The sequence below is a fragment of the Streptomyces sp. H27-H5 genome, from assembly GCF_026627505.1.
In the GTDB taxonomy this organism is placed as follows: domain Bacteria; phylum Actinomycetota; class Actinomycetes; order Streptomycetales; family Streptomycetaceae; genus Streptomyces.
Genome location: NZ_JAPNLK010000093.1, coordinates 1 through 24,537, shown reverse-complemented (window position 1 = coordinate 24,537; position 24,537 = coordinate 1). Strand labels below are relative to the sequence as shown.

19 protein-coding genes and 2 pseudogenes are annotated in these 24,537 nt (G+C 72.0%); 16 read left to right on the top strand and 5 right to left on the bottom strand.

The window, feature by feature from the left end; genetic code table 11:
* Nucleotides 1-2 precede the first annotated feature (2 nt).
* The 6 genes from OTB19_RS33525 to OTB19_RS33500 all read left to right on the top strand — a co-directional run bounded on the left by OTB19_RS33525 (nt 3) and on the right by OTB19_RS33500 (nt 8,952).
* A complete protein-coding gene (locus OTB19_RS33525) occupies nt 3-1,970 on the top strand; it encodes a glycogen debranching N-terminal domain-containing protein (RefSeq protein ID WP_267802478.1) in 1,968 nt (655 codons plus the stop codon).
* A 69-nt stretch (nt 1,971-2,039) separates the two neighbouring features.
* Nucleotides 2,040-2,786, top strand: coding sequence for an NUDIX hydrolase (locus OTB19_RS33520; RefSeq protein ID WP_267802477.1), 747 nt, complete (start codon nt 2,040-2,042; stop codon nt 2,784-2,786).
* Nucleotides 2,787-2,977: 191 nt separating this feature from the next.
* Nucleotides 2,978-4,948, top strand: a complete 1,971-nt coding sequence (locus OTB19_RS33515) for an ATP-binding cassette domain-containing protein (protein ID WP_267802475.1) — start codon at nt 2,978-2,980, stop codon at nt 4,946-4,948.
* 150 nt (nt 4,949-5,098) lie between these two features.
* Nucleotides 5,099-6,040, top strand: a complete 942-nt coding sequence (locus tag OTB19_RS33510; RefSeq protein WP_324290567.1) for a FadR/GntR family transcriptional regulator — start codon at nt 5,099-5,101, stop codon at nt 6,038-6,040.
* A gap of 364 nt (nt 6,041-6,404) precedes the next feature.
* Nucleotides 6,405-7,979 (top strand): RNA polymerase sigma factor, encoded by a 1,575-nt coding sequence (locus OTB19_RS33505; protein ID WP_267802472.1) that lies wholly within the window; start codon nt 6,405-6,407, stop codon nt 7,977-7,979.
* 106 nt (nt 7,980-8,085) lie between these two features.
* Nucleotides 8,086-8,952: a serine protease gene (locus tag OTB19_RS33500; protein ID WP_267802470.1), complete on the top strand. Its 867-nt coding sequence runs from the start codon at nt 8,086-8,088 to the stop codon at nt 8,950-8,952.
* A gap of 212 nt (nt 8,953-9,164) precedes the next feature.
* On the opposite strand, the gene OTB19_RS33495 is transcribed toward OTB19_RS33500, so the two are convergent.
* On the bottom strand, nt 9,165-9,401 hold the full coding sequence (locus tag OTB19_RS33495; RefSeq protein WP_030239625.1) for a DUF7455 domain-containing protein: 237 nt from the start codon (nt 9,399-9,401) through the stop codon (nt 9,165-9,167).
* A 445-nt stretch (nt 9,402-9,846) separates the two neighbouring features.
* Here OTB19_RS33495 and OTB19_RS33490 point away from each other — a divergent pair, with 445 nt between their 5' ends.
* The 3 genes from OTB19_RS33490 to OTB19_RS33480 all read left to right on the top strand — a co-directional run bounded on the left by OTB19_RS33490 (nt 9,847) and on the right by OTB19_RS33480 (nt 14,212).
* Nucleotides 9,847-11,967 carry a DNA gyrase/topoisomerase IV subunit B gene (locus tag OTB19_RS33490; RefSeq protein WP_267802468.1) on the top strand — a complete coding sequence of 707 codons (2,121 nt, stop codon included), beginning with the start codon at nt 9,847-9,849 and terminating at the stop codon, nt 11,965-11,967.
* Nucleotides 11,968-12,125: 158 nt separating this feature from the next.
* Nucleotides 12,126-12,623, top strand: coding sequence for a DUF485 domain-containing protein (locus OTB19_RS33485; protein ID WP_267802466.1), 498 nt, complete (start codon nt 12,126-12,128; stop codon nt 12,621-12,623).
* Entirely contained in the window at nt 12,620-14,212 is a 1,593-nt protein-coding gene (locus tag OTB19_RS33480; RefSeq protein WP_267802465.1) for a cation acetate symporter, read from the top strand. The genes OTB19_RS33485 and OTB19_RS33480 overlap by 4 nt, the downstream gene beginning before the upstream one ends.
* Nucleotides 14,213-14,242: 30 nt before the next feature.
* Here the strand turns inward: OTB19_RS33480 and OTB19_RS33475 are convergent, their stop codons facing one another.
* On the bottom strand, nt 14,243-14,950 hold the full coding sequence (locus OTB19_RS33475) for a DUF7342 family protein (protein ID WP_267802464.1): 708 nt from the start codon (nt 14,948-14,950) through the stop codon (nt 14,243-14,245).
* Nucleotides 14,947-16,548: a sensor histidine kinase gene (locus OTB19_RS33470; protein ID WP_267802463.1), complete on the bottom strand. Its 1,602-nt coding sequence runs from the start codon at nt 16,546-16,548 to the stop codon at nt 14,947-14,949. Before OTB19_RS33470 ends, OTB19_RS33475 begins: the two co-directional genes overlap by 4 nt.
* Nucleotides 16,549-16,777: 229 nt before the next feature.
* Here OTB19_RS33470 and OTB19_RS33465 point away from each other — a divergent pair, with 229 nt between their 5' ends.
* Nucleotides 16,778-17,143: a discoidin domain-containing protein gene (locus OTB19_RS33465; protein WP_267802462.1), complete on the top strand. Its 366-nt coding sequence runs from the start codon at nt 16,778-16,780 to the stop codon at nt 17,141-17,143.
* Entirely contained in the window at nt 17,140-17,799 is a 660-nt protein-coding gene (locus OTB19_RS33460) for a CARDB domain-containing protein (RefSeq protein WP_267802461.1), read from the top strand. The genes OTB19_RS33465 and OTB19_RS33460 overlap by 4 nt, the downstream gene beginning before the upstream one ends.
* Before the next feature lie 333 nt (nt 17,800-18,132).
* Here OTB19_RS33460 and OTB19_RS43465 read toward each other — a convergent pair.
* Nucleotides 18,133-18,363 (bottom strand): annotated as a pseudogene (locus OTB19_RS43465) (alpha/beta fold hydrolase); the annotation flags it as partial.
* Nucleotides 18,364-18,677: 314 nt separating this feature from the next.
* Between OTB19_RS43465 and OTB19_RS33450 the strand changes: the two are divergent.
* From OTB19_RS33450 to OTB19_RS33440, 3 genes and pseudogenes are all read left to right on the top strand, one after another.
* A complete protein-coding gene (locus OTB19_RS33450; protein WP_267802460.1) occupies nt 18,678-19,688 on the top strand; it encodes a LacI family DNA-binding transcriptional regulator in 1,011 nt (336 codons plus the stop codon).
* Nucleotides 19,689-19,898: 210 nt separating this feature from the next.
* Nucleotides 19,899-20,270: pseudogene (locus OTB19_RS33445) on the top strand (extracellular solute-binding protein); the annotation flags it as partial.
* A gap of 37 nt (nt 20,271-20,307) precedes the next feature.
* Nucleotides 20,308-20,703, top strand: a complete 396-nt coding sequence (locus OTB19_RS33440) for a discoidin domain-containing protein (RefSeq protein WP_420716968.1) — start codon at nt 20,308-20,310, stop codon at nt 20,701-20,703.
* Between the two features lie 54 nt (nt 20,704-20,757).
* On the opposite strand, the gene OTB19_RS33435 is transcribed toward OTB19_RS33440, so the two are convergent.
* Nucleotides 20,758-22,017, bottom strand: a complete 1,260-nt coding sequence (locus OTB19_RS33435; protein ID WP_267802459.1) for a citrate synthase — start codon at nt 22,015-22,017, stop codon at nt 20,758-20,760.
* A gap of 70 nt (nt 22,018-22,087) precedes the next feature.
* Between OTB19_RS33435 and OTB19_RS33430 the strand changes: the two genes are divergently transcribed.
* Nucleotides 22,088-23,239 (top strand): citrate synthase/methylcitrate synthase, encoded by a 1,152-nt coding sequence (locus tag OTB19_RS33430; RefSeq protein WP_267802458.1) that lies wholly within the window; start codon nt 22,088-22,090, stop codon nt 23,237-23,239.
* Between the two features lie 35 nt (nt 23,240-23,274).
* A complete protein-coding gene (locus OTB19_RS33425) occupies nt 23,275-24,417 on the top strand; it encodes a CobW family GTP-binding protein (RefSeq protein ID WP_267802457.1) in 1,143 nt (380 codons plus the stop codon).
* Nucleotides 24,418-24,537: the final 120 nt, after the last annotated feature.

Genomic DNA, 24,537 nt, shown 5'->3' with positions numbered 1-24,537 from the left:
GCATGGCCCACCCCGTACCACCCGCCCGCAGGCCCGAGCTGCCGCCCGTGCACGGAGCCGTCATCTGTCTCGCCGCACCGTGCCTGGCCATCTCGCCCGAGCACGGCCAGCTGACCGGGCGGGGGATCGACGGGGTCTACCGCGCCGGGCTGCGGATCCTCTCCCGATGCGTGCTGCGCGTCGGCGGCAGGGACCCGGTGGCGGTGCAGGGGCGCAGCCTCGGCGCCGACCGGGCCGCCTTCACCGCCACGGTCCGCACCGGAGCCGAGGCCGGGCCCGACCCCGACATCGGCGTCGAGCGAGTCCGGCACGCCGACGGCACCGAACGGATCACCCTGCGCAGCTACGCCACCCGTTCCGTACGCCTCCCCGTGGAGCTGGCGCTCGGTACCGACCTGGCCGAACTGGCCGCGATCGCCGCGGGCCGCGCCGGGCCCGAGCTCCCCGCCGCCGTGCACGCGGCCGGGCTGCGCTGGAGCACGGGCGGCACCCAGGCCGTCATCACCGCCGAACCCGCCCCCGACGACGCGCTCGCCTCGTCCGGACTGCTGCGCTGGCAACTCGAACTGGGCCCCGGCGAGGCCCGCACCATCGAACTGCGGACCGGCCGGGACCGCATCGCGCGGGCGTCGGCCGGCCAGGTGGCCAACCCCTTGGCCGAAGCCCGGGCGGAGGGGGACGACCCGAGAGTCGAGGCATGGTTCCGGACGAGCGTGGAAGACCTCGGCGCGCTGCTGCTGAGGGACCCCGAGCAGCCGGGCGACGCCTTCGTCGCGGCGGGAGCGCCCTGGCGGCTCGGCCTGGCCCAGGCGGAGTCGCTGTGGGCCGCCCGGATGTCGTTGCCGCTGGGCACCGGGCTCGCCGCGGCCACCCTGCGCGTCCTCGCCCGCAGCCAGGTCGAGGGGCGCGGACCCGGAGCCGGGATGATCCCGGGACCGCTGCGCGGGGCAGGACCGCAGTTGCCGCCCGGATGCACCGGGACCGAGGCCACGCTCGCCTTCCCCGTGGTCCTCGCCGAGGCCCGGCTCTGGGGTCTGCCCGAGGAGGAGGTGGCCCGGCTGCTGCCCGTCGCGGAACGCTGCCTGGAATGGCTCCGCGGAGCGCTGGGGGAGGACGGGTTCCTGGCCGACCCCGACCCGGGTCCACGACGCTGCGAAACCCAGGCCCACGTACACCGGGCCGCGCTGCTCGGCGCCGACCTCCTCGCCGGATGCGGGCGACCCGGCGCCGAGGAATGGCGGGATCGCGCGGCCCGGCTGCGGGAGAGGTTCCGGGCGGAGTTCTGGATCGACGGACCGGACGGCGGACGGCCCGCGGCGGCCCTGCATCCCGACGGCCGCCCCCTTCCCCGGCTGACAGGCGCCGCCGCGCACCTGCTGGACACCGGGCTGCTGAGCGGCGGCCGGACGGCCCCTGGCCTGCTGGACCGCACGCGCACCGAGCAACTGGCCCGGCTCCTCGGAGCACCCGCGATGGACTCGGGATGGGGCCTGCGAAGTATGGCGAGCCGAGAGCCCGGCCACAATCCGTTCGGGCACCGCTCGGGGGCGGTACGGGTCCACGAGAGCGTCGTCGCGCTCTCCGGCCTGGCCCAGGCGGGCTTCGAGAAAGAGGCCGTCGGACTGCTGCGGGGACTTCTCGACGCCGCCGAGGCCTTCGGGTACCGGTTGCCGGAGATGTACGCCGCCGAGCAGCGCACCACGGGCAGCGCACCGCTCCCGCACCCCGCGGCCTGCCGGCCGGCCGCCGTGGCCGCCGCCGGAGGCGTCCACGCGCTGGTCGCCCTCGCCGGGATCCGCCCGGACGCCCCCGCCGGCACGGTCGCCCTGCACCCGCTCCCCGGCGCCCCGCTCGGCTCCCTGAGGTTCTCGGGGCTGCGGGTGTCCGAGCAACCGTTCGGCGTCCGGGTCAGCCGCCTCGGCCTCGGGATGGTGGAGGAGGCCGCCGATGCGCTCCAACTGGGAGGCTGAGTTTCGGATCACTGTCGCCGGGATCGCCAAAGCTCTGTTTATCGTCAGGCAGACGACTATGATCGCGGCATGTCGCCCTACGACCCGTCGGCCTTTCCGCCCTTTGCCGTCACCGTCGACCTGGTCGTGCTCACCGTGCAGCGTCACGCGCTCTGCGCGCTGGTCGTCCGACGGGGTGAGCAGCCGTTCCAAGGACGCTGGGCGCTGCCCGGAGGCTTCGTACGCGATGACGAGGACCTCGCCGGCGCGGCGGCCAGGGAACTCGCCGAGGAAACCGGCCTGTGCGCCCACGACCCGGCCGTGCCGGACGTGGACAACGGGGCGCACCTCGAACAGCTCGCCACCTACGGCGACCCGAAGCGCGACCCCCGGATGCGGGTGGTCAGCGTGGCTCACCTGGTGCTGGCACCGGATCTCCCCGCGCCTCGCGCGGGTGGCGACGCGAACAGCGCCCGCTGGGCCCCCGTCGACGAACTCCTCGCGGCGGGCGGGGCGGCTCCCGCCGGGCTCGCCTTCGACCACGAACGCATCCTCGCCGACGGCGTCGAGCGGGCGCGATCCAAGATCGAGTACTCCTCCCTGGCCACCGCCTTCTGCCCTCCCGAGTTCACCGTCGGCGAGCTGCGACGGGTGTACGAGGCCGTGTGGGGCGTGGCACTCGACCCGCGCAACTTCCACCGCAAGGTCACCGGGACCCCCGGGTTCCTCGTGCCGGCCGGGGGGACGACGACCCGTCAGGGGGGCCGGCCCGCCCAACTGTTCCGAGCGGGCGGAGCGACCCTGCTCAACCCGCCGATGCTGCGTCCGGAGGTCTGACGCCCCACGGTCCCGGCGAGTGGCCCCCACCTTGCCCGGGGCCGGGACCCGGGCGCGGGCACCGAAGCCCCCGAGGTCGCCGACACCGACGCGCCTGAGATCGCCCTGCGTTGAAAATCGGACATATCGCGTTATCTTGCTTGCGGTACTCATGCTGCCGCAGAGCGGTCTCACACCCCGCGAGAGAAGCGATGCTCCAGGCCATCGGACTCACCAGTACACCCCGTCGAGAACTCCCGCCCCTGGTGGACGACCTCACCTTCGAGGCCCGCCCCGGGTGCGTGACCGCCCTGCTCGGCGACCCGGGCTCGGGCAAGACCACCGCGCTGCGACTCATGCTCGAACTCGAACCGGGCCGCGGCATCACCTACTTCCGCGGCCGCCCGCTGCACCGGATCGCGCACCCCGGCCGTGAGGTCGGCGTGCTGCTCGGCGACGTCCCCGGCCATCCGGCGCGTACGGTCCTCAACCAGCTGCGGATGCTGTGCGCCGCCTACGGGGTCCCGGCGTCGCGAGCCGACACCATGCTGGAGGTCGTCGGCATCGGCGGCCTGCGGGACCAGCGGCTCGGCTCGCTCTCGCTCGGCATGGAGCGTCGCGTCGCACTCGCCGCGGCGCTGCTGGCGGACCCCTGCACGCTGCTCCTCGACGAACCCGCCGCCGGGCTCTCGCCGCGCGAACGAAGCTGGATGTACGAGTTGTTGCGCGGACACGCCGCCCTCGGCGGCGCGGTCCTCTTCACCACCGACGACGCGAAGGAAGCCGCCCGCAACGCCGACCGGGTCGTCTCCATCAAGGCCGGCCGGCTCGTCGCGGACCAGGACGCGGCGGAGTTCGCACGAACCCGACTGCGTCCTCGCGTCGCCGTGCGCACCCCGCACGCGGCCCGACTCGCCGACGTCCTTGGCCGGGAGGCCCGGGCGGCCCGGCGCGTGGTGGAGATCGTCGCGGAGAGCGGCAGCCGCCTGTCGGTCTACGGCAGCAATTGCGCGGAGGTGGGGGAGGCGGCGTTCCGACACGGAGTGCTGGTCCACCAACTCGCGGACGAGACCGGAGACACCGGAGCGCCGGTCCCGCCCGTCCCACAGGCCCGCTCGGAGGCCCGTACGACCGCCCACGCCTCGGCCGTGGCGGCCGCCCACGTCGACGCGGGCGCCACCACCGGCCCCGGTCCCGGTGTCGAACCCGGGCCGGAGGCCGAGCCGGGGTCGGGACTCGGGGTCGGCGTGGGGTCGGCGTCGGGACTCGGGGCCGGCGTGGAGCCGGAGCCGGGAGCCGGGTCGGCGACGGGGTCGGGGATCACCCCGTTCCCCGCCGCCGAGGGCAGGACCGGGCTCGGTCGGCCCCCGCGGACCGGCTCCGGGCGATCCGCCCGGGCGGTGCGTCGGGTCGGCGGCCCGCTGCGCCCCCTGCGCTACGAACTGATCCGAGCGTTCGGCACCGCGACCCCGCTCCTGACCTCGGCCGCGGTCGTCGTCGTCTCCGTCGCGATCGCGCTGGTCCTCGCCCGGCTCGGACACACCCCGCAGAACCGGCTGCTCGCCGCCTGGCCGCAGTCGTTGCCGCTGCCGCCCGCCGCGCTCGGCGCCGGGCTGCTCGGCGCCCTGGCCTTCGGCGAGGAGTACCGCTACCCCTCCCTGTCGGCGGACCGCGGCACGGTCCCGCGGCGGATGGGCCTCCTCGCCGCCAAGCTCGGGGTCTGCGCCGCCCTCGCCCTGCTGCTCGGGGGCCTGGCCGTCACCGCGGACGCTGCGGCCCTCAGGCTGGTCTTCGACTCCGGCCCGCTCGACCGGCCGGTGGAGTGGATCGCCCCGGCCGCGAGTTGGGCCGGGCTGCTCATCGGCTGCGCCTGGGCCGGGGTGTTGGCCTCCGGTGTCTTCCGATCCGCGGCGGCCGGCCTGGCGGCGGTGCTCGTCGTGCCGGTGATGGTCGTACCGCTGGTGCGCAAGTCGCTGCACGGACCGTCCGCCCACCCGACGGACGGGCTCGCCTCCCGGCTGCGCGAGTTGTCCTGGGCCCACTGGCCGCCGGAGGCGGACCGCCTGGTGTCGGGGGCCCTGCGGGTGATGGCCCAACCCGTCGGTACGGCACTGGTGTTGTCGTTGATGGTCCTGTTGTGCGCCTATGGGTTCACAGGACTGCGCAGCCGAGTCCGCTGGTGAATGACCGCGGGTGATCGTTTCGGATCGAGACGATCACCAATGTGACCGATCTGTTCCGTATCAACACGACAGGACCGCAACTCCCCGCAAAAGGCCCGGTTCTTTACGATAAGTCGTCAATTGCGTAGGTGGCACCGATCACCCTTTCGTGTGCTTTTCACCAAAGACCTCAAGGGTGATGGGAGCACGACCGACAAAGGATTCGTGAGTACCCTTGCGCACGCCATGATGACCGCCGCCCGCCACGCCGACTCCGGCCTCGCCGGCTCGGGCGATCTCGACCGCTACCCCTACGCGGAGACCCAGGGGGCCGACCGGGGCGGACCGCCCCACTGGGACGGCGCCGACATCGAGTTGAGCCGCGTGGGCCGCCGCGCCACCGGAAGTCGCGGCCGCGGGCTGCACGGCCAACTCGTCCAGCAGCTCGGCCAGATGATCGTTTCCGGCGACCTCGGCGCGGATCGCCCGCTGGTCCCCGAGGAGATCGGCCAGCGCTTCGAGGTCTCCCGCACGGTCGTCCGCGAATCCCTGCGCGTACTGGAGGCCAAGGGCCTCGTCAGCGCCCGACCCAATGTCGGCACCCGGGTCCGTCCGGTCGCCGACTGGAACCTGCTCGACCCCGACATCATCGAATGGCGCGCCTTCGGCCCCCTGCGCGACGACCAGCGCCGCGAGCTCAATGAGCTCCGCTGGACCATCGAACCACTGGCCGCCCGCCTCGCCGCCGGACACGGTCGCCCCGACATCCAGCAGCGCCTCGCCGACATGGTCGAGATCATGGGTCACGCCCTCGGACAGGGGGACGCGATCACCTTCGCGCGCGCCGACAACGAGTTCCACGCGCTGCTGATCCAGGTCGCGGGCAACCGCATGCTGGAGCACCTGTCCGGCATCGTCTCCTCCGCCCTCCAGGTCTCCGGCAGCCCCGTCACCGCCTGCGACCGCCCCAGCGAAACCTGCGTCGCCCACCACGCGCGGATGGTCGAGGCCATCGCCGCCGGCGACGCCCTGGGCGCCGAGAACGCCATGCGCCAGCTCCTGACGGTGCATCCGGAGGTCGAGCGTGTGGTTCCGGCCCCGCGCGAGCACTGACGGGCTCGACGCGCACAGGCGCGGGGGTGCACCACATGTCGCCGGGCCCGGTTCGGGTCCGGCGACACCCGTGTGCGGGGGCTTTCGAAGCCGCTGAATCCGCGCGTATGACCGTATGCCCGGCAATGGCGGAAAAGTGGTGTGACTCGGGCCACGAAGATTGGGCGTAACGCTCCGCGACGTCACGCGATGACTTAAGTGGTGATGGCCGACGGAGGGAAGACAGCAGCCCTTGCGGGTGCTGTACAGCTCCCCGGCCCCTGCCCGCGCCCCCGGCCCATCCCCAGTCGGTGGTCGTCGGCTCCGGTCCAGCACCACCAGGCCCGGGGTCGGAAGCCGTTCCCATCGTTCCGAGAGGTTGTTCGTGTCGGCCAGCACATCCCGTACGCTCCCGCCGGAGATCGCCGATTCCGAGTCTGTGATGGCGCTCATCGAGCGGGGCAAGGCCGAGGGGCAGATCGCCGGCGATGACGTGCGTCGGGCCTTCGAGGCTGACCAGATTCCTGCGACCCAGTGGAAGAATGTTCTGCGCAGCCTCAACCAGATCCTCGAGGAAGAGGGTGTGACGCTGATGGTCAGTGCCGCGGAGTCGCCCAAGCGCACCACCCGAAAGAGCGTCGCAGCGAAGAGCCCGGCGAAGCGGACGGCCACCAAGACCGTCGCGACCAAGACGACCGTCGCCCGAACCGTCACCGACGCCGCTCCCGAGGCGGCGACGGCCGAACCGGACAGCGCGGACGCCCTCGCGGAGGAGCCCGGGACCGAGCCCGCCGCCAAGAAGACCGCGGCGAAGAAGACGGCGGCCAAGAAGGCCGCCCCTGCCAAGAAGACCCCCGCGAAGAAGACGGCCGCGAAGAAGACCGCCGCCAAGAAGGGTTCCGACGAGGCCGACGAGGAGTCGACCGAGGAAGGCCCGGGCGGGGCCAAGGCCGAGTCCGAATCCGAGGAGGAGGAGGGCGGCGAGAACAAGGGCTTCGTCATCTCGGACGACGAGGACGACGCACCGGCCCAGCAGGTCGCGGTGGCGGGAGCCACCGCGGACCCGGTCAAGGACTACCTCAAGCAGATCGGCAAGGTTCCGCTCCTCAACGCCGAGCAGGAGGTCGAGCTCGCCAAGCGTATCGAGGCGGGCCTGTTCGCCGAGGACAAGCTGGCGAACTCCGACAAGCTCGCGCCGAAGCTGAAGCGAGAGCTGGAGATCATCGCCGAGGACGGCCGTCGGGCCAAGAACCACCTGCTGGAGGCCAACCTCCGTCTCGTGGTCTCCCTCGCCAAGCGCTACACGGGCCGCGGCATGCTCTTCCTGGACCTGATCCAGGAGGGCAACCTGGGTCTGATCCGCGCGGTCGAGAAGTTCGACTACACCAAGGGCTACAAGTTCTCCACGTACGCCACCTGGTGGATCCGGCAGGCCATCACCCGCGCCATGGCCGACCAGGCCCGCACCATCCGCATCCCGGTGCACATGGTCGAAGTGATCAACAAGCTGGCCCGTGTCCAGCGGCAGATGCTCCAGGACCTGGGACGCGAGCCCACCCCTGAGGAGCTGGCCAAGGAACTCGACATGACCCCCGAGAAGGTCATCGAGGTCCAGAAGTACGGCCGCGAGCCGATCTCCCTGCACACCCCGCTCGGCGAGGACGGTGACAGCGAGTTCGGTGACCTCATCGAGGACTCCGAGGCGGTCGTCCCGGCCGACGCGGTGAGCTTCACGCTCCTGCAGGAGCAGCTGCACTCGGTGCTCGACACCCTGAGTGAGCGCGAGGCGGGCGTGGTCTCGATGCGCTTCGGCCTGACGGACGGGCAGCCCAAGACACTCGACGAGATCGGCAAGGTCTACGGGGTCACCCGCGAGCGCATCCGTCAGATCGAGTCGAAGACGATGTCTAAGCTGCGTCACCCGTCGCGTTCGCAGGTGCTGCGCGACTACCTCGACTGACGGGACCGACGCCGAGGGGCGTGCGCCCGGTGGCCGCGCGGGTGCGCACGGCCACCGGGCATCCCACTCTGGGTGGAGTCATGAACACTCGGAGTCAGGAGGCCTCATGCGTCGTCCCTTTGCCCGTGCCCTGGCGGGCGCGCTGACCCTGGTGGCGGGAGCGGCCGCCGCGCCGCCGGCCCGGATGCCGCAGGCGGCCGCGGACAGCGTGGTGATCGGCGGGCAGCCGGTGAAGGTGGCGGACAGCCCCTGGGTCGTGGCCCTGGCCAGCCGTGACCGGTTCGGGGGTACCCGGGGCGGCCAGTTCTGCGGGGGCGTGCTCGTCGCCCCGACGACCGTGGTGACGGCGGCCCACTGCCTGGGTCGCCAGGTGCTCGGCGGTCCGGTCGAATCCGTGTCGGACCTCCGTGTGATCACGGGCCGCACCGAGCTCCGCGCGACGGACGGCAGGGAGATCGCGGTGCGCGCGGCGCGGGTCAATCCGGCGTACGACTCCGCGAGCAACGCCGGCGACCTCGCCGTCCTGGAGCTCGCCGAGGCGGTCCCGGCAGGTCAGGTGCTCCCCGTGGCGGAGAAGGGCCACCCGGCCTACGAGGCGGGCACCGAGGCCTCCGTGTACGGCTGGGGGGACACCAGCGGGTTCGGCGACTACGCGTACGGTCTGCGGGCCGCGCGGGTCGAGGTGCTCGCGGACCGGGTCTGCGAGGACGCGTACCCGGGGGACGCGGACGGACAGTACCGGGCCGCCTCCATGGTGTGCGCGGGGGACCGGGGCGGCGGCAAGGACGCCTGCCAGGGAGACAGCGGCGGACCGCTCGTGGCGCGGGGGCGGCTCATCGGGGTCGTGTCCTGGGGGCGCGGCTGCGGGCGGGCCGACAGCCCGGGCGTGTACACCCGGATCTCCCCGCTCGTCGGCTTCGTGAGCGGCTCCGAGAGGGGCGCGCGGCCGGTCGGGGAGCGGGAGGTCCCGTAGGGAGCCCCCAGGGACTCCTCGGGCCCTGTGTGGCCCGGCGCGGGGGTAGGGGGCCCGAGCGCCGGATCCCGGAGGGCCGGCGGGGACCAGATCATTCGGAAAGTGAACGCGGGGCGGACATGAGGACGGGCGGCACCCCTGGGTCACAGAGGTGTCGCCCGTCGGCCGGCCTGGCCGGTCCTTGCTCGTCGGATGCGAGGTCTAGGCCTGTGTCAGCGGTCCTCGGTGTCGGCGGCATTCGCAGCCGGAGCGGACGTGAGCCGCTCGGTCTCATCCTGTATTTCCGCGGCGATCTTCTTGAGTTCCGGCTCGAACTTACGCCCGTGGTGGGCGCAGAAGAGCAGTTCACCGCCGCTCAGCAGGACGACGCGCAGATATGCCTGGGCGCCGCAACGGTCGCATCGGTCAGCGGCCGTCAGCGGGGTCGCGGGTGTCAGAACAGTAGTCACGTCGCCTCTTCTCTAGCTCGACGAGCTGTCGTACCAGGGTCAACATCCAACCAGGCCGAAAACGTTCCCGCTCGCGGCTTTCTTTCGAAACTTCCTTCCGAAGCTGGCCGGCTGTTGCCGGTTGGCGGCGAAGGAGCCGTATTGCGTTGCTTTACGGTTTCGCGTTGTCAGTCGTTCGCTTGTAGCAGTTCAGTCCCCCCGGCGTGAGTGCCGGTTGTTGATGAGGACGTGCCCGAACACTAAATGGTTCATGCCTGGAAGGGAACGTGATGTTTGCTTCACCCCCACGGGGGATCGAACACCCGTGCGGGCCTGCACTACGCTGTGGAAGCCACGAGGGTGGCGTTGCATCGGCTCTACCAGGCCTCGGTACCCTCTGACCGGCAACCGATGAACCCCTGAGCCCGACCGGGCCAGAAAAGAAATTCAGCGAGGAGCGAACTGCGTGACCGCCGACACGTCCGTGCCTTCCAGCGCGCTGCTGTCCGGAGCAGACCGGGACGGTTCCAACTACACCGCGCGGCACCTGCTCGTCCTCGAGGGCCTCGAGGCCGTCCGCAAGCGCCCCGGGATGTATATCGGGTCCACCGACAGTCGTGGCCTGATGCACTGCCTGTGGGAGATCATCGACAATTCCGTCGACGAGGCCCTGGGTGGCTACTGCGACCACATCGAGGTGATCCTCCACGAGGACTCCTCCGTCGAGGTCCGTGACAACGGCCGCGGCATCCCCGTGGACGTCGAGCCCAAGACGGGCCTGTCCGGCATCGAGGTCGTCATGACCAAGCTGCACGCCGGCGGCAAGTTCGGAGGCGGCTCGTACGCGGCCTCCGGCGGCCTGCACGGCGTCGGCGCCTCCGTGGTCAACGCCCTCTCCGCCCGCCTCGACGTCGAGGTCGACCGCAACAGCTCGACGCACGGCATCAGCTTCCGCCGCGGCGTCCCCGGGATGTTCACGGAGCAGGGGCCCGACAGTCCCTTCGACCCCGCCAACGGCCTGCGCAAGGTCAAGCGGGTCGCCAAGGGCAAGACCGGCACCCGGGTCCGCTACTGGGCCGACCGCCAGATCTTCCTCAAGGACGCCAAGCTCAATCTGGAGACGCTCTACCAGCGCGCCCGCCAGACCGCCTTCCTCGTGCCCGGCCTGACCCTCGTCGTCCGCGACGAGCGCGGCATCGACGGCGCGGGCAAGACCGAGGAGACCTTCCGCTTCGACGGGGGCATCAGCGAGTTCTGCGAGTACCTCGCCCAGGACAAGGCCGTCTGTGACGTGCTGCGCCTGACCGGCACGGGCACCTTCAAGGAGACCGTGCCGGTCCTGGACGACCGCGGCCACATGACCCCTACCGAGGTCACCCGCGAGCTGGGCGTGGACATCGCCCTGCGCTGGGGCACGGGCTACGAGACCAACGTCAAGTCGTTCGTGAACATCATCGCCACCCCCAAGGGCGGCACCCACGTGTCCGGCTTCGAGCGCTCGGTCGCCAAGACCGTGAACGAGGTGCTGCGGTCGGCGAAGCTGCTGCGCGTGGCCGAGGACGACGTGGTCAAGGACGACGCGATGGAGGGCATGACGGCCGTCGTCACCGTCCGCCTCGCCGAGCCGCAGTTCGAGGGCCAGACCAAGGAGGTGCTGGGCACCTCCGCGGCCACCCGCATCGTCTCGGCGGTCGTGGCCAAGGAGCTGAAGGCGTTCCTGACCTCGACCAAGCGGGACGACAAGCAACAGGCGCGTTCCGTGATGGAGAAGATCGTCGCGGCCGCCCGGACCCGGATCGCCGCACGTCAGCACAAGGAGGCGCAGCGCCGCAAGACGGCCCTGGAGTCCTCCTCGCTGCCGGCGAAGCTGGCCGACTGCCGCAGTGACGACGTGGACCGCAGCGAGCTGTTCATCGTCGAGGGGGACTCGGCGCTCGGCACGGCCAAGCTCGCCCGGAACTCCGAGTTCCAGGCGCTGCTGCCGATCCGGGGCAAGATCCTCAACGTCCAGAAGTCCTCGGTCTCGGACATGCTCAAGAACGCCGAGTGCGGCGCGATCATCCAGGTCATAGGAGCCGGCTCGGGCCGGACCTTCGATCTCGACGCCGCCCGGTACGGCAAGATCGTCCTGCTCGTCGACGCCGATGTGGACGGTGCGCACATCCGCTGCCTGCTGCTCACGCTCTTCCAGCGGTACATGCGGCCGATGGTCGAGGCCGGCCGGGTGTTCGCGGCCGTGCCGCCGCTGCACCGGATCGAGCTCGTCCAGCCGAAGAAGGGCGAGGACAAGTACGTCTACACGTACTCGGACAACGAGCTGCGCCAGACGCTGCTGGAGTACCAGCGCAAGAACATCCGCTACAAGGACACCATCCAGCGCTACAAGGGTCTCGGCGAGATGGACGCCGACCAGCTCGCGGAGACCACGATGGACCCCCGGTTCCGCACCCTGCGCCGGATCAACATCGGCGACCTCGACTCGGCCGAGTCGGTCTTCGATCTGCTCATGGGCAACGAGGTGGCCCCGCGCAAGGAGTTCATCACCAGCTCGGCGGCGACGCTGGACCGTTCGCGCATCGACGCCTGAACCGGCCGGCGTCCACTCGCTGAACGCCCTTACACACCAATGCTCTTCACTTCATCACCTGATGGAGTGAAGAGCACCGGTACATCAGTCCGGAAAACATCGATTCCACCCATCCTTGTCCCCACGCGGCCAATGCGGCGGCGGACAAGGAGAGTTCGGTGGAGAAGCACGAAGGTCGTGATGCCGGAACGATCCGGCTCGACGACCCCTGGTACGACGCGTTGGCGGTCGGCTGGGGGGAGGGCAAGGAAGCGGAAACGGTCCCTCCTCGCCCGGTCGCCGGCGACCGGCCCGCATCCGCATCCGGGGCCTCGGACATCTACCTGGAAGTGCAGCGAAGCGCCGCCTTCCAGGAGGTACGCAGCCGCTACCGGAGGTTCGTCGTGCCCGCGACCGCCGGCTTCTTCCTCTGGTACGTCGCCTACGTGGTCGCGGCGACCGCGGCACCGGGGATCATGGCCCGGCCGGTCGTGGGATCGATCAACGTGGCCCTGCTGGCGGGACTGGGCCAGTTCCTGAGCACGTTCCTCCTCACCTGGGCGTACGCGCGGCACGCGCGGCTGCGCCGTGACCGGGCCGCGCTCGACCTGCGCTGGACCGTCTTCGAGCAGGAGCGGGACCGGGAGCGCATCCGGACCTGGGAGGCGGGCCGGTGACCACCGAACACCAGACCCTCGCGCTGATCCTGTTCAGCGTGTTCATCGCGGTCACGCTGGGCATCACCACCTGGGTCAGTCGCAACCGACACGGGTCGGCCGAAGAGTTCTACGCGGGTGGCCGATTGTTCTCCCCGATGGAGAACGGTTTCGCCATCGCGGGCGACTACATGTCCGCGGCCTCCTTCCTCGGCATCTCCGGCTTGATCGCCCTCTTCGGCTACGACGGCCTGCTGTACTCGGTCGGCTTCCTCGTGGCCTGGCTGGTCGTGCTCTTCCTGGTCGCCGAACTGGTCCGCAACTGCGGCCGGTTCACCCTCGCGGACGTGGTCGCCGCCCGGATGAGCGAGCGGCCCGTCCGGATCGCGGCCGGGGCTTCCTCGGTGGTGGTGTCCGTGCTGTACCTCGTCGCGCAAATGGTCGGCGCGGGCAGCCTGGTGGGCCTGCTGCTCGGGAACTCGAGCGCGGGCGCGCGGACGTTGACCGTGGTCGGCGTCGGCGCGTTGATGGTGGTCTACGTGTCCTTCGGAGGGATGCGGGCCACCACCTGGATCCAGATCGTGAAGGCCGTGCTGCTCATGGGCGGCGCCGTCACGCTGACCGTCCTGGTGCTGCTGCGCTTCCACGGGAACTTCGACCAGTTGCTGTCCACCGCCGCCGAACGCAGCGGCCACGGAGCCAAGTTCCTGAACCCCGGCCTCAAGTACGGGGGGGACTGGGCCGCCCGCTTCGACTTCATGAGCCTCGGCCTCGCCCTGGTGCTGGGCACCGCCGGGCTGCCGCACATCCTGTCGCGCTTCTACACGGTGCCGACGGCGCGTGCGGCGCGACGGTCGGTGGTCTGGGCGATCGGCCTGATCGGCGGCTTCTACCTGATGACCATCGTGCTCGGCTTCGGGGCGGCCGCCCTGCTGGGCCCCGAGCAGGTGCGGGCCTCCAACGCCTCGGGGAACACGGCGGTTCCGCTGCTGGCGGCGTTCCTGGGAGGCGGCGCCGAGAGCACCGGGGGCGCGGTCCTGTTCGCCTTCGTGGCGGCCATCGCCTTCGCGACGATCCTCGCGGTGGTCGCCGGGATCACCCTGGCGTCCTCGGCTTCGGTGGCGCACGACCTGTACGCCTCGCTCAAGCGTCGGCATGCCAAGCAGCGCAGTGAGGTCGCGGTGGCGCGGGTCGCCGCGGTCGGGATCGGTGCGGCGGCGATCGGCCTCGGACTGGTCGCGCAGAACCTGAACGTGGCCTTCCTGGTGGGGTTGGCCTTCGCGGTGGCCGCCTCGGCGAACCTGCCGGTGCTGCTGTACTCGTTGTTCTGGCGGGAGTTCACCACCCGCGGGGCCGTCTGGTCCGTGTACGGGGGACTGGTGCCGGCGGTGCTGCTGGTGGTGCTGTCGCCCGTGGTGTCGGGCAGCCCGGAGTCGCTCTTCCCGGGAGTGGACTTCCAGTACTTCCCGTTGCAGAACCCGGGGATCGTCTCGATCCCGCTGGGGTTCCTGGCGGGATGGCTCGGCACGGTCACCTCGACGGAGGAGCCGGACGTCCGCAAGCACGCGGAGACCGAGGTCCGTTCGTTGACGGGCGCCGGGGCGGTGTGACCACCCGGTCGGTGGTGGCGGTCGCCCGGTTCAGTGCGCGGCGCCGGGGTCGGAGTGACGCCAGGCGTAGCGGTGTTCCGGGCGGCCCGTCTCTCCGTAGCGCAGGGCGAGGGTGACGCGCCCCGCGCGGTCGAGGAGCTTGAGGTAGCGCTGGGCCGTCTGGCGGCTGATGCCGGCGCGATCGGCGATCTGCTGGGTGGAGAGCGGGCCCTCGGCCGTGCGCAGCACCTGGCGGACCAGGTCGGCGGTCGGTGGCGAGTGGCCCTTGGGCAGGTCGTTCGGGGTGCCGGCCGAGGCCAGGGCCCCGAAGATGCGGTCCACTTCGGCCTGTTCCGCCTCTCCTCCGGTCTCCAGGGTGCGTCGCAGGGCGCCGTACGCCTCCAGGCGGGCCCGCAGCCCGGCGAAGGCGAACGGCTTCACCATGTACTGGAGGGCGCCGAGCCGCATGGCGGCCTGCACGGTGGCGAGATCGCGGGCGGCCGTCACCATGATGACGTCGGTGTGGTGGCCCCGTTGGCGCAGCCGCCGGACCAGGTCCAGGCCGTTCTCGTCGGGGAGGTAGTGGTCCAGGAGGATCAGGTCCACGTCGTGGGCGTCCAGGAACGCCAGCGCCTCGGCTGCAGAGTGGGCCTGGGCGATCACCCGGAAGCCGGGAACCTTCGCCACGTACGCCGCGTTGATCCGGGCAACACGCATGTCGTCGTCGACGACCAATACGTGAATCGGGGACTCGTTCATCGCAGGGCCTCCGGGAGCACGACGGAGAATTCCGCCCCTCCGTCGGCGCTCTCGCCGGCTCGGACGGTACCGCCCTGCCGCTCCGCGAGGCGACGAACGAGTGCGAGGCCCAGTCCGCGTTCGCGGTGGGCCGTGGGCTGTTTCGTCGACCAGCCCTCGGTGAAGATCTCCTCGCGGCGCTCGGCGGGCACGCCGGGTCCGCTGTCCCGGACCATGAGGATCGCCGTACGTCCCTCGGCGCGCAGCTCGACCTCGACCAGCGGGGCGGTCGAGCCGGCGGCGGCGTCGAGGGCGTTGTCCACCAGGTTGCCCGTGATGGTGACGAGGCCGCCGGGGTCCACCACCCGGTCGGGCAGCAGCGTGGAGTGGGCCAGGCGGAGCGGGACGCCACGCTCCGCGGCCACGGTCGCCTTCCCGACCAGCAGGGCCGCCAGCAGTGGGTCCCGGACCTTCTCGGTGACCTGTTCCGCGGTGCTGCGGTGGACCCCGACGACCTCGGTCACGAACTCCACGGCCTCCTCGTACAGGTCGAGCTCCAGGAGGCCGAGCAGGGTGTGGAGCCGGTTCGCGTGCTCGTGGTCCTGGGCGCGCAGGGCGTCGATCAGGCCGCGCGTGGAGTCCAGTTCGCGCCCGAGGTGTTCCAGTTCGGTGCGGTCGCGCAGGGTGGCGACGGCACCGCCGTCGTCGGTGGGCATCCGGTTGGCGACCAGGACGCGGGGCCCCTGGACGGTGAGCAGGTCCCTTCCGTCGACCCGGCCCGCGAGGACGTCGGTGGTGCGGCCCGCGCCGAGCACCTCGTCCAGCGCGCGTCCGGCGACGGTGGCCGAGGTGGCGGGGTCGAGGCCCAGCAGCCGGGCGGCCTCGTCGTTGACCAGCCGGATCCGTCCGTGCCGGTCGAGGGCGATCACGCCCTCGCGGATGGAGTGCAGCATCGCCTCGCGCTCCGCGAGGAGGCCGGCGATGTCGGAGAAGGCCAGGTCGCGGGTCTGCCGCTGGATCCGGCGGGAGAGCAGGTAGGCGGCGAGGGCGCCTGCGGCCAGGGCGCCGCCCGCGTAGGCGAGGAGGCCGGGGATGGCTCCCAGCAGCCGGTCGCGGACGCTGTCGTAGGCGATGCCCACGGAGACCGCGCCGACGATCTCCCCGTCGGCGGCCAGGAGCGGGACCTTGCCGCGGGCGGAGCGGCCCAGGGTGCCGTCGTCGATCTCCATGACCTCGCGGCCCGCCAGGGCGTCGCCGGGGTCCGTGGAGACGGTCAGGCCGATCCGCCCGGGGTCGGGGTGGGAGCGTCGGATGCCCCGGAGGTCGACGACGACCACGTACTCGGCGCCGGTGGCGCTGCGGATCCGTTCGGCGGCGGACTGCACGGGGCCGTCGCGATCCGGCCCCGAGTCGAGGAGGTCGGCGGCCAGCGAGGGGTCGGCGGCGGCGCTCTGGGCGATCGCCAGGGCGCGCCGCATGGCCTGGTCGTCCAGTTGCGCACCGAGCGGCGCCAGGAAGAGACCGGTGGCCAGCACCAGCACGCCGGCCGCGATGGCGAGCTGGGTCAGCAGGATCTGGGAGACGGCCCTTCTGGGCAGCCCGAGGCGCCGAGCGCTCATGTGGGGGAACCGCATGACCAGCAACCGTAGGTCGGCTTCGGCCTAAGCGGAATTCTCCTGGGAACGCAAATCCCTTGCGCTATTTACGCCCACCTTGCGCAAGCGATGCCGGCACAAAAGTGCGGTCAGAGCAGTAGACGACTCGCCAAAGCTCTGCAACTCCCGCACGACACACCGCAAATTCCTGTCTCAGCTGGTTCAGAAAACTCATGTCGAGGGACGAGGGCATATGAGAAGGCTCAACTGGAGATCGCGGGTCCTGGCCGCCCTCCTCAGCACGGCGCTGATGATGATCACCTGGCCCGCCCTGACCGCCGCAGCCGCCGGCGGTCCGAGCATCGCCGCGGGCAGGCCCGCGGCCGCGAGCAGCACCAACGGCTCCTACACCGCCGCCAACGTCACCGACGGCAACCAGCCCACGTACTGGGAGAGCGCCGGCGGCACCTTCCCGCAGTGGGTGCAGACCGACCTGGGGGCCACCACCCGCATCGACCAGGTCGTGCTCAAACTGCCCGCCGCCTGGGAGAGCCGCAGCCAGACCCTGTCCGTCCAGGGCAGCGCCGACGGCACCGGTTTCGCCAATCGGACCCGGTGACCCTGACGGCCACCGTCAAGAACAGCGGGCCTGCCCCGGCCGCCGCCACCGCCGTCACCTTCCGGCTCGGCGGCACGACGGTCGGTACGGCCTCCGTGCCCGCGCTCGCCGCCGGTGCGACGGCCACCGTCAGCGCCGGGATCGGCGCGCGGGACGCGGGGACGTACCCGCTCGGCGCGGTCGTCGACGAGGCGAACACGGTCATCGAGCAGAACGACACCAACAACACCTTCACCGGGACCCCGCTCGTCGTCCGCCCGGTGGACAGCTCCGACCTGGTGGCTTCCGCCGTCACCTGGTCGCCGGGCTCCCCGTCCGCCGGTCAGACGGTGAACTTCACCGTCACGGTCAGGAACCAGGGCTCCGTCGCGGCGGCCTCCGGCGCGCACGGCGTCACCCTCACCCTTCAGGACGCGGGCGGCGCGACCGTCCGTACGTTGACGGGATCCTTCAGCGGCGCCCTCGCGCCCGGCGCGTCCTCGGCGCCGATCGCGCTCGGGAGTTGGCCGGCGGCGAACGGCAAGTACACCGTCAAGGTGGTCCTCGCCGGAGCGGGACGAGCGTGGCGCCGGGGATCTCGCGGGCCAGGGCCTCGGCGTGACCGTAGGGGAAGAGCGGGTCGTGCGTGCCGTGCAGGACCAGCGTCGGCGCGGTGATCTCACCGAGGCGGGCGCGAACGGGCTCGCCCCCTCGACGCGCCAGTGGTTGGACGCGGCGGCCGGCACGGGGCTGCGGTCGTACGCGCGCCCGGCGGTGGCGCGCAGGCGCTCCTCGTCCACCGGGATGCGACCCGCCAAGGCGTGCTCGCCCGCGAGGAAGTACGCGATGACCGCGTCGCGGTCGGCCCAGTCGGGATCGGGCCGGGGCTCGGCGCACCATCGAGCCAGGGCTTCGCTCACGGGCGCCAGATCGGGCCTGCCGGGACCGCCGGGGCCGTCCGGGCTGGTGGACATCAGGGTCAGGGTGACGACGCGCCGGGGGTGCAGGACTGCCAGGCGCTGCGCGAGTGCGCCGCCCATGGAGACGCCGACGACATGGGCGGCGGCGACGCCGTGGGCGGCGAGGACACCGAGGGCGTCGAGGAGGAGATCGTCCCCGGTGTACGGGGGCTCGCCGACCGGGAAGACGGTGGAGCGCCCGGTGTCGCGGGTGTCGTAGCGGATGACGTGGCGGCCGGCGGCGCCGAGCCGGGCGACGAACTCCTCGTCCCACCAGTCCATGGTGGCCTCGGCGCCCGAGACGAGGAGCACCGTCGGGTCGGTCGCGTCGCCGAAGGCCTGCGTGGCGAGGGTGACGCCGTTGGTGTGGACGGCCTTCTCGGGCGGGGTCATGGCCGTTCCTCCTGGGGTCGCGGGGATGCGGGGGGCTCTGCCGCCAGTGTGCTCCGGGCCCCCGGCCGGATCGTGGAGCCCGCCCGGCGCGCGTGGTGCGGCGCGAGCGATACGGGGCCTTCCCAGACGGGGGGCCCGCATGACCCAAACTGGCCGTAATGGAACTGCAAACGACTTGCATTCCTTGCGCTACTCTTGCGCTCATGACGCGACGACTTGCTCAAGTGGCGAAGAAGGTGGGAGTCAGCGAGGCAACGGTCAGCCGGGTGCTCAACGGCAAGCCGGGCGTCTCGGAGGCGACCCGACAGTCCGTGCTCACCGCTCTCGACGTGCTCGGCTACGAGCGCCCCACCCAGTTGCGCGGCGAGCGCGCCCGGCTGGTCGGGTTGGTGCTGCCCGAGCTCCGGAACCCCATCTTCCCGGCCTTCGCCGAGGTCATCGGCGGTGCGCTGGCGCAGCAGGGGCTGACCCCGGTGCTGTGCACCCAGACCACCGGCGGGGTCTCCGAGGCCGACTACGTGGAACTCCTGCTCCAGCAGCAGGTGTCGGGCGTGGTCTTCGCCGGCGGGCTCTTCGCGCAGGCCGACGCCCCGCACGAGCACTACCGGCTGCTGTCCGAGCGCAAGGTCCCGGTGGTGCTGATCAACGCCTCCATCGAGGACCTCGGTTTCCCGTGCGTGGCCTGCGACGACGCCGTCGCCGTCGAGCAGGCCTGGCGGCACCTGGCCTCCCTGGGTCACGAACGCATCGGGCTCGTGCTGGGCCCGCCCGACCACATGCCCTCGCTGCGCAAGCTGGTGGCCGCCCAGGCCGTGGTCGCCGCGGCGGGTGCCGAACTGCCGGCCGCCCACGTGGAGCGGACCCTGTTCTCCCTGGAGGGCGGGCACGCGGCCGCCTCCCGTCTGCTGGACCGCGGGGTCACCGGCATCATCTGCGCGAGCGACCCCCTGGCCCTGGGCGCCGTGCGGGCCGCGCGTCGCCGGGGGCTGGACGTGCCCCGGGAGATCTCCGTGGTCGGCTACGACGACTCGGCGTTCATGAACTGCACCGAGCCCCCGCTGACCACCGTCCGGCAGCCCATCGAGGCCATGGGGCGGGCCGCCGTGGAGCTGCTCACCGCCCAGATCCAGGGAGCCGCCGTACAGCCCGGCGAGCTGCTCTTCGAGCCGGAGCTGGTGGTCCGCGGGTCCACCGCGCAGGCGCCCCGCAGGTAGCCCGTACCGCTTCCTCGTGCTCCACCGAGGGCTCCGGAACGTACCACGGACGTTCCGGGGCCCTTTTTGCGTCCCGTGTCCGAGCTGTCGGACATCCGAATGTCAGTTCCTTACTCAATCTGCGCGAGATATTGCGTCTATCTGTGGGCGGTGGTTGAGCGTGCCCGCTCGCCCCCATGCCTTCTGTTCGATGCTCGAAGGGGACCACCGATGAGAACCCACGTCCGCCGCAACGTCGCGGCCGCCCTCGTCTCCGCGCTCGCCGTCTCCGCCCTCGCGGCGTGCGGTACGAGCAGCAGCGGCGACGACCCGAAGCCGCAGTCGAGTGGCGGTGTCGCCGACGTCTCCGCCCCGCTCGACCCGAAGACCAAGGTCACCCTCTCCATCGACTGCATGCCGCCCGCGGCCAAGGCGGCGGAGCTCAAGGAGTGGAAGGAGGACGTGGCGGAGTTCAACAAGACGTACCCGAACGTCACCGTCGAGGGTCGCTCGACGCCCGGCCAGTGCCTGGAACCCCCGCGCTTCACCGCGATGCTCAAGGCCAGGTCCCAACCGGACGTCTTCTACGCCTACTTCACCGACCCCCGACCCCACGCGGAACCTGGCCCGGGGCCGGCCGGTGACCGAGACCTCCCACGCCCAGGCGTACGACGCGGCCAAGGCCGTCGACGGCGACCCGAACACCTACGGGGAGAGCGCCAACAACGCCTTCCCCCAGTCCGTCACCGTCGACCTCGGCGCCACGAGCACGGTCGGGCGCGTCGTCCTGAAACTGCCGCCGCCGGCCGCCTGGGCGGCCAGGACGCAGACGCTCTCCGTCCTCGGCAGCACGGACGGGACGCACTTCGCCACAGTGGCCCCCGCGCAGGGGCTGCGCTTCGACCCGGCGACCGGGAACCGGGTGACGCTCGCCCTCCCGGACGGCACGAGCCTGCGCCACCTGAGGCTGACCGTCACCGGCAACACCGGTTGGCCGGCCGGGCAGATCGGCGAGTTCGAGGCCTACGCGGGCTGACCCTAGGCCCGCCGCCGTCCCCGTCCCCGTCCCATTCTCCGGACCCCCCGCCCGTCACGGCATCGGCCGCGGCGGGCGGGGGCCGTCGTAGTGCCCGCTCGGCCGCATCCTCAGCGGCCGTTCCTGGTACTCCTCCAGCGCGTGCGCGATCCACCCCGCCGTCCGGGCCACCGCGAACACCGTCTCCCCGGCCTCGGCGGGCATCCCGCAGGACACCGTGAGCACCGCCAGGGCCAGGTCCACGTTGGCGTGCAGCCCGCCACCGTGCCGGGCCATCACCGAGGCCACGTCGCGGGCCGCGCCCAGCGCCGGGCCGGCCTGGTCCAGGGCCTCCAGCCGGGCGAACAGGGCCGTGGCCCGAGGGTCCTCGCCGCGGTACAGCCGGTGCCCCAGTCCCGGCACCCGACGTCCCGCACGCAGGTACTCCGACACCACCGGGGCCGCCCCGCCCCGTTCCAGGACCTCGACCAGCATCCGGTGCGCGAGCCGGCCGGCCGCGCCGTGCAGCGGGCCTTCGAGTGCGCCGAGTCCGGCCGAGACCGCCGCGTACGGATGGGCCCGCGCCGACGCGGCGACCCGTACGGCCAGCGTCGAGGCGGCCAGATCGTGGTCGACCAGCAGACCGAGAGCCAGGTCCAGGACGGCCAGCGCGTCCGGGTCGGGGTCCAGCGCCGTCAGCCGCGACCACAGCAGGCGGGCCAGCCGGGTGTCGCCGGCCCACCGGGCGGGGCCCTGCTCGGGCAGCGCGCCGACCAGCGTCGGGATCAGGCAGCGGGCGGAGCCCAGTACGGCTTCCTCGGACAGGTCGAAGCGCAGCGGATCCGCCACTGCGGCGGCGGCGACGGCCACCCGAAGCCGGTCCAGCGGCCCACCGTGCTCGGGCAGCGCGGCCACGGCCCTTCGGGCGGCGGCCAACGGCTCCGGGGGAGCGACGAACCGGGCGCCGTGCTTCAGCGACCCCGTCCACAGCCACTCCGCCACCTCCTCGTAGCGGTACCGCGAGGCCAGCTCGACGGCGTCCACGCCCCGGAAGTAGTAGCGATCGGGCTCGATGAGCGTGAGCGAGGTGCGGACGGACAGCTCGCCCGCGTTGCCCCCGGCGGGGCCCGCCGCCTCGCGCCGGCTCCGCCGGGCCAGCGCCTCCACCTCGGCCGCGTCGAAGCTGCTGCCGCGCCCGACCGGATCGCGGCGACTGCCGAGCTGGCCGCGGCTGACGTACGCGTACACGGTCGCGGGTTTCACTCCGAGCAGTCGCGCCGCTTCCCGGGTGTTGATCCGGCGCGGGCCGTCCGCCTCGTCGCTCTCGGCATTCATGACGCACACCCTATATAGATTGATTCAATCAATATTGACAAGCATTCAATCCATCATCGATGGTCAATCCATGAACACCACCGTCGAAGTACCCCGCGGTCTCGCGGGGGTCGTGGTCACCGAAACCGCACTCGGTGACGTCCGAGGCCGCGAAGGCTTCTACCACTACCGCCAGTACTCGGCCGTCGAGCTCGCCGAGAGCCGCACCTTCGAGGACGTGTGGCACCTGATGTTCCGCGGCGCGCTCCCCGCCGGCCTCGCCGAGCGGGACGCCTTCGCCGCCGAGATCGCCCCCCTGCGCCGACTCCCCGACGAGGTGCGAGGCGCCCTGCCCGCACTCGCCCGCGCCACCGCCCTGTCCGGGCCGCTCGCCGGACTCCGCACCGCCCTCTCCCTGCTGGGCGCGTCCGCCGGCTTCCGCCCGGTCTACGATCTCGACCCCGCCCGCCGGGCCGCCGACGCCCTCGCCGCCTGCGCCGCGGTGCCCACCCTGCTCACCGCCCTCCACCGGCTGGGACAGGGGCTGGAGCCGGTGGAACCGCGCGACGACCTCCCGTACGCGGCCAACTACCTCCACATGCTCACCGGGCGCGAACCCGACCCCGTCGAGGCCCGAGCCGTGGAGCAGTACCTGATCTCCACCATCGACCACGGGTTCAACGCCTCGACCTTCACCGCCCGCGTGATCGCCTCCACCGGCGCCGACGTCGCGGCCTGCCTGACCGGGGCCATCGGCGCCCTGTCCGGGCCGCTGCACGGCGGCGCCCCCAGTCGGGCCCTGGACACCCTCGACGCCATCGGCACGGCCGACCGGATCCAGCCGTGGATCCGCGAACGGGTCCGCGCCGGCGATCGGATCATGGGCTTCGGGCACCCGGTCTACCGGACCGAGGACCCGCGCTCGCGGATGCTGCGCGGCATCGCGCTCCGGTTCGGCGGCCCACTGGTCGACTTCGCCGTCGAGGTCGAACAACAGGTGGAGGCGATCCTGGCCGAGCTGAAGCCGGGTCGGGAACTGCACACCAACGTGGAGTTCTACGCGGGCGTGGTCATGGAACTGTGCGGGCTGCCGCGCGAGATGTTCACCCCCACCTTCTGCGCCGCCCGCGTGGTCGGCTGGAGCGCCAACATCCTCGAACAGGCCGCCGACTCGAAGATCATCCGTCCGGCCGCCCGCTACACCGGACCGACCCCGCCCCAACCGGTCCCGGCGCTCGGCTGAGCCGCCACGGCGCCGCGCCGGCTACCATCGACCGGGTGAACAGCAGGCAGTCCCACCCCACCATCCCCGTCGTGGTCCTCGCCGGATTCCTCGGATCCGGCAAGACCACCCTGCTCAACCACCTCCTCGTCAACCGGGGCGGTACCCGGATCGGGGTGGTGGTCAACGACTTCGGCTCGATCGAGGTCGACGCCATGTCGGTCGCCGGGCAGCTCGGCGACTCCATGGTCTCGCTCGGCGGCGGCTGCCTGTGCTGCGCCGTCGACGGCAGCGAGTTGGACGCGTACCTGGAGAAGCTCTCCGCCCCCGTCCACCGGATCGACGTCATCGTGATCGAGGCGAGCGGGCTGGCCGAGCCCCAGGAACTGATCCGCATGCTGATGGCGAGCGAGAACCCGGCCATCCGCTACGGCGGCATGGTGGAGGTCGTCGACGCGGCGGAGTTCGACGCCACCCGGGCCCGGCATCCGGAGACCGACCGCCACCTCGGCGTCGCCGACCTCGTGGTGCTCAACAAGACCGACCGGGTGGACCCGGCCGAGCGCGCCCGCATCGAAGCCGAACTGGCCGGCCTCTGCGCGCCCGGTACCCCCGTGATCGGTGCGGATCACGGGCGGATCGACCCGGAGCTGCTCTTCGACGCGCGCCCCTGGACGATGACGCGCGGCCAGCTCTCCTTCGAGGACCTGCTGGCGGAGGCAGCCGACGGAGAACGGGAACAGGGCGACCACACGGGGCACGCACACGCCGCCTACGAGAGCGTGGAGTTCGTCTCCGAGCAGGCACTGAGCCCGCGCCGGTTCATCGACTTCCTCGACCGTCGTCCGGCCGGGCTCTACCGGATCAAGGGCTTCGTCCACTTCGGCGTCCCCGGCCACGACGAGCGCTACGAGGTCCACGCCGTCGGTCGTTTCCTCCGCTTCGCCCCCGGCCCCTGGGGGAGGGACGAAGCGCGGGTGACCCGGCTCGTCCTGATCGGCTCGGGCACGGACGGCCCCGCACTGCTCCGCGAACTGGAGGCCTGCCGCGAGCCGCGACCGCACCTCGCGGGCCCGGAGAGCATGTGGGGCGTCCTGCGCTACGTGGCCCGGCCCCCGCAGGAGCCGGCGCCGGACCCCGCCGCCGACCCGGACCCGGACGACCCCGCCGCCGACCCCGACGAGGATTCCGCGGCTTAGTGGTCTGCGTCGTAAATCCTTCGGGGGTTGACGTCGGGCTTGGCGTGCGCTTGCCCGTGTCAGGTGTCGAGACCGGTGAGGTGGAGGTGGCAGGCGGTGTCGAGTGCGTCCTCGGGGGTG

What these genes read in the sequence shown, in the direction of transcription:
- OTB19_RS33475 (WP_267802464.1), bottom strand. Translation starts at nt 14,950, where the DNA reads ATGAACGAGTCCCCGATTCACGTATTGGTCGTCGACGACGACATGCGT.
- OTB19_RS33525 (WP_267802478.1), top strand. Translation starts at nt 3, where the DNA reads ATGGCCCACCCCGTACCACCCGCCCGCAGGCCCGAGCTGCCGCCCGTG.
- OTB19_RS33520 (WP_267802477.1), top strand. Translation starts at nt 2,040, where the DNA reads ATGTCGCCCTACGACCCGTCGGCCTTTCCGCCCTTTGCCGTCACCGTC.
- OTB19_RS33470 (WP_267802463.1), bottom strand. Translation starts at nt 16,548, where the DNA reads ATGAGCGCTCGGCGCCTCGGGCTGCCCAGAAGGGCCGTCTCCCAGATC.
- OTB19_RS33500 (WP_267802470.1), top strand. Translation starts at nt 8,086, where the DNA reads ATGCGTCGTCCCTTTGCCCGTGCCCTGGCGGGCGCGCTGACCCTGGTG.
- OTB19_RS33465 (WP_267802462.1), top strand. Translation starts at nt 16,778, where the DNA reads ATGAGAAGGCTCAACTGGAGATCGCGGGTCCTGGCCGCCCTCCTCAGC.
- OTB19_RS33515 (WP_267802475.1), top strand. Translation starts at nt 2,978, where the DNA reads ATGCTCCAGGCCATCGGACTCACCAGTACACCCCGTCGAGAACTCCCG.
- OTB19_RS33435 (WP_267802459.1), bottom strand. Translation starts at nt 22,017, where the DNA reads ATGAATGCCGAGAGCGACGAGGCGGACGGCCCGCGCCGGATCAACACC.
- OTB19_RS33450 (WP_267802460.1), top strand. Translation starts at nt 18,678, where the DNA reads ATGACGCGACGACTTGCTCAAGTGGCGAAGAAGGTGGGAGTCAGCGAG.
- OTB19_RS33430 (WP_267802458.1), top strand. Translation starts at nt 22,088, where the DNA reads ATGAACACCACCGTCGAAGTACCCCGCGGTCTCGCGGGGGTCGTGGTC.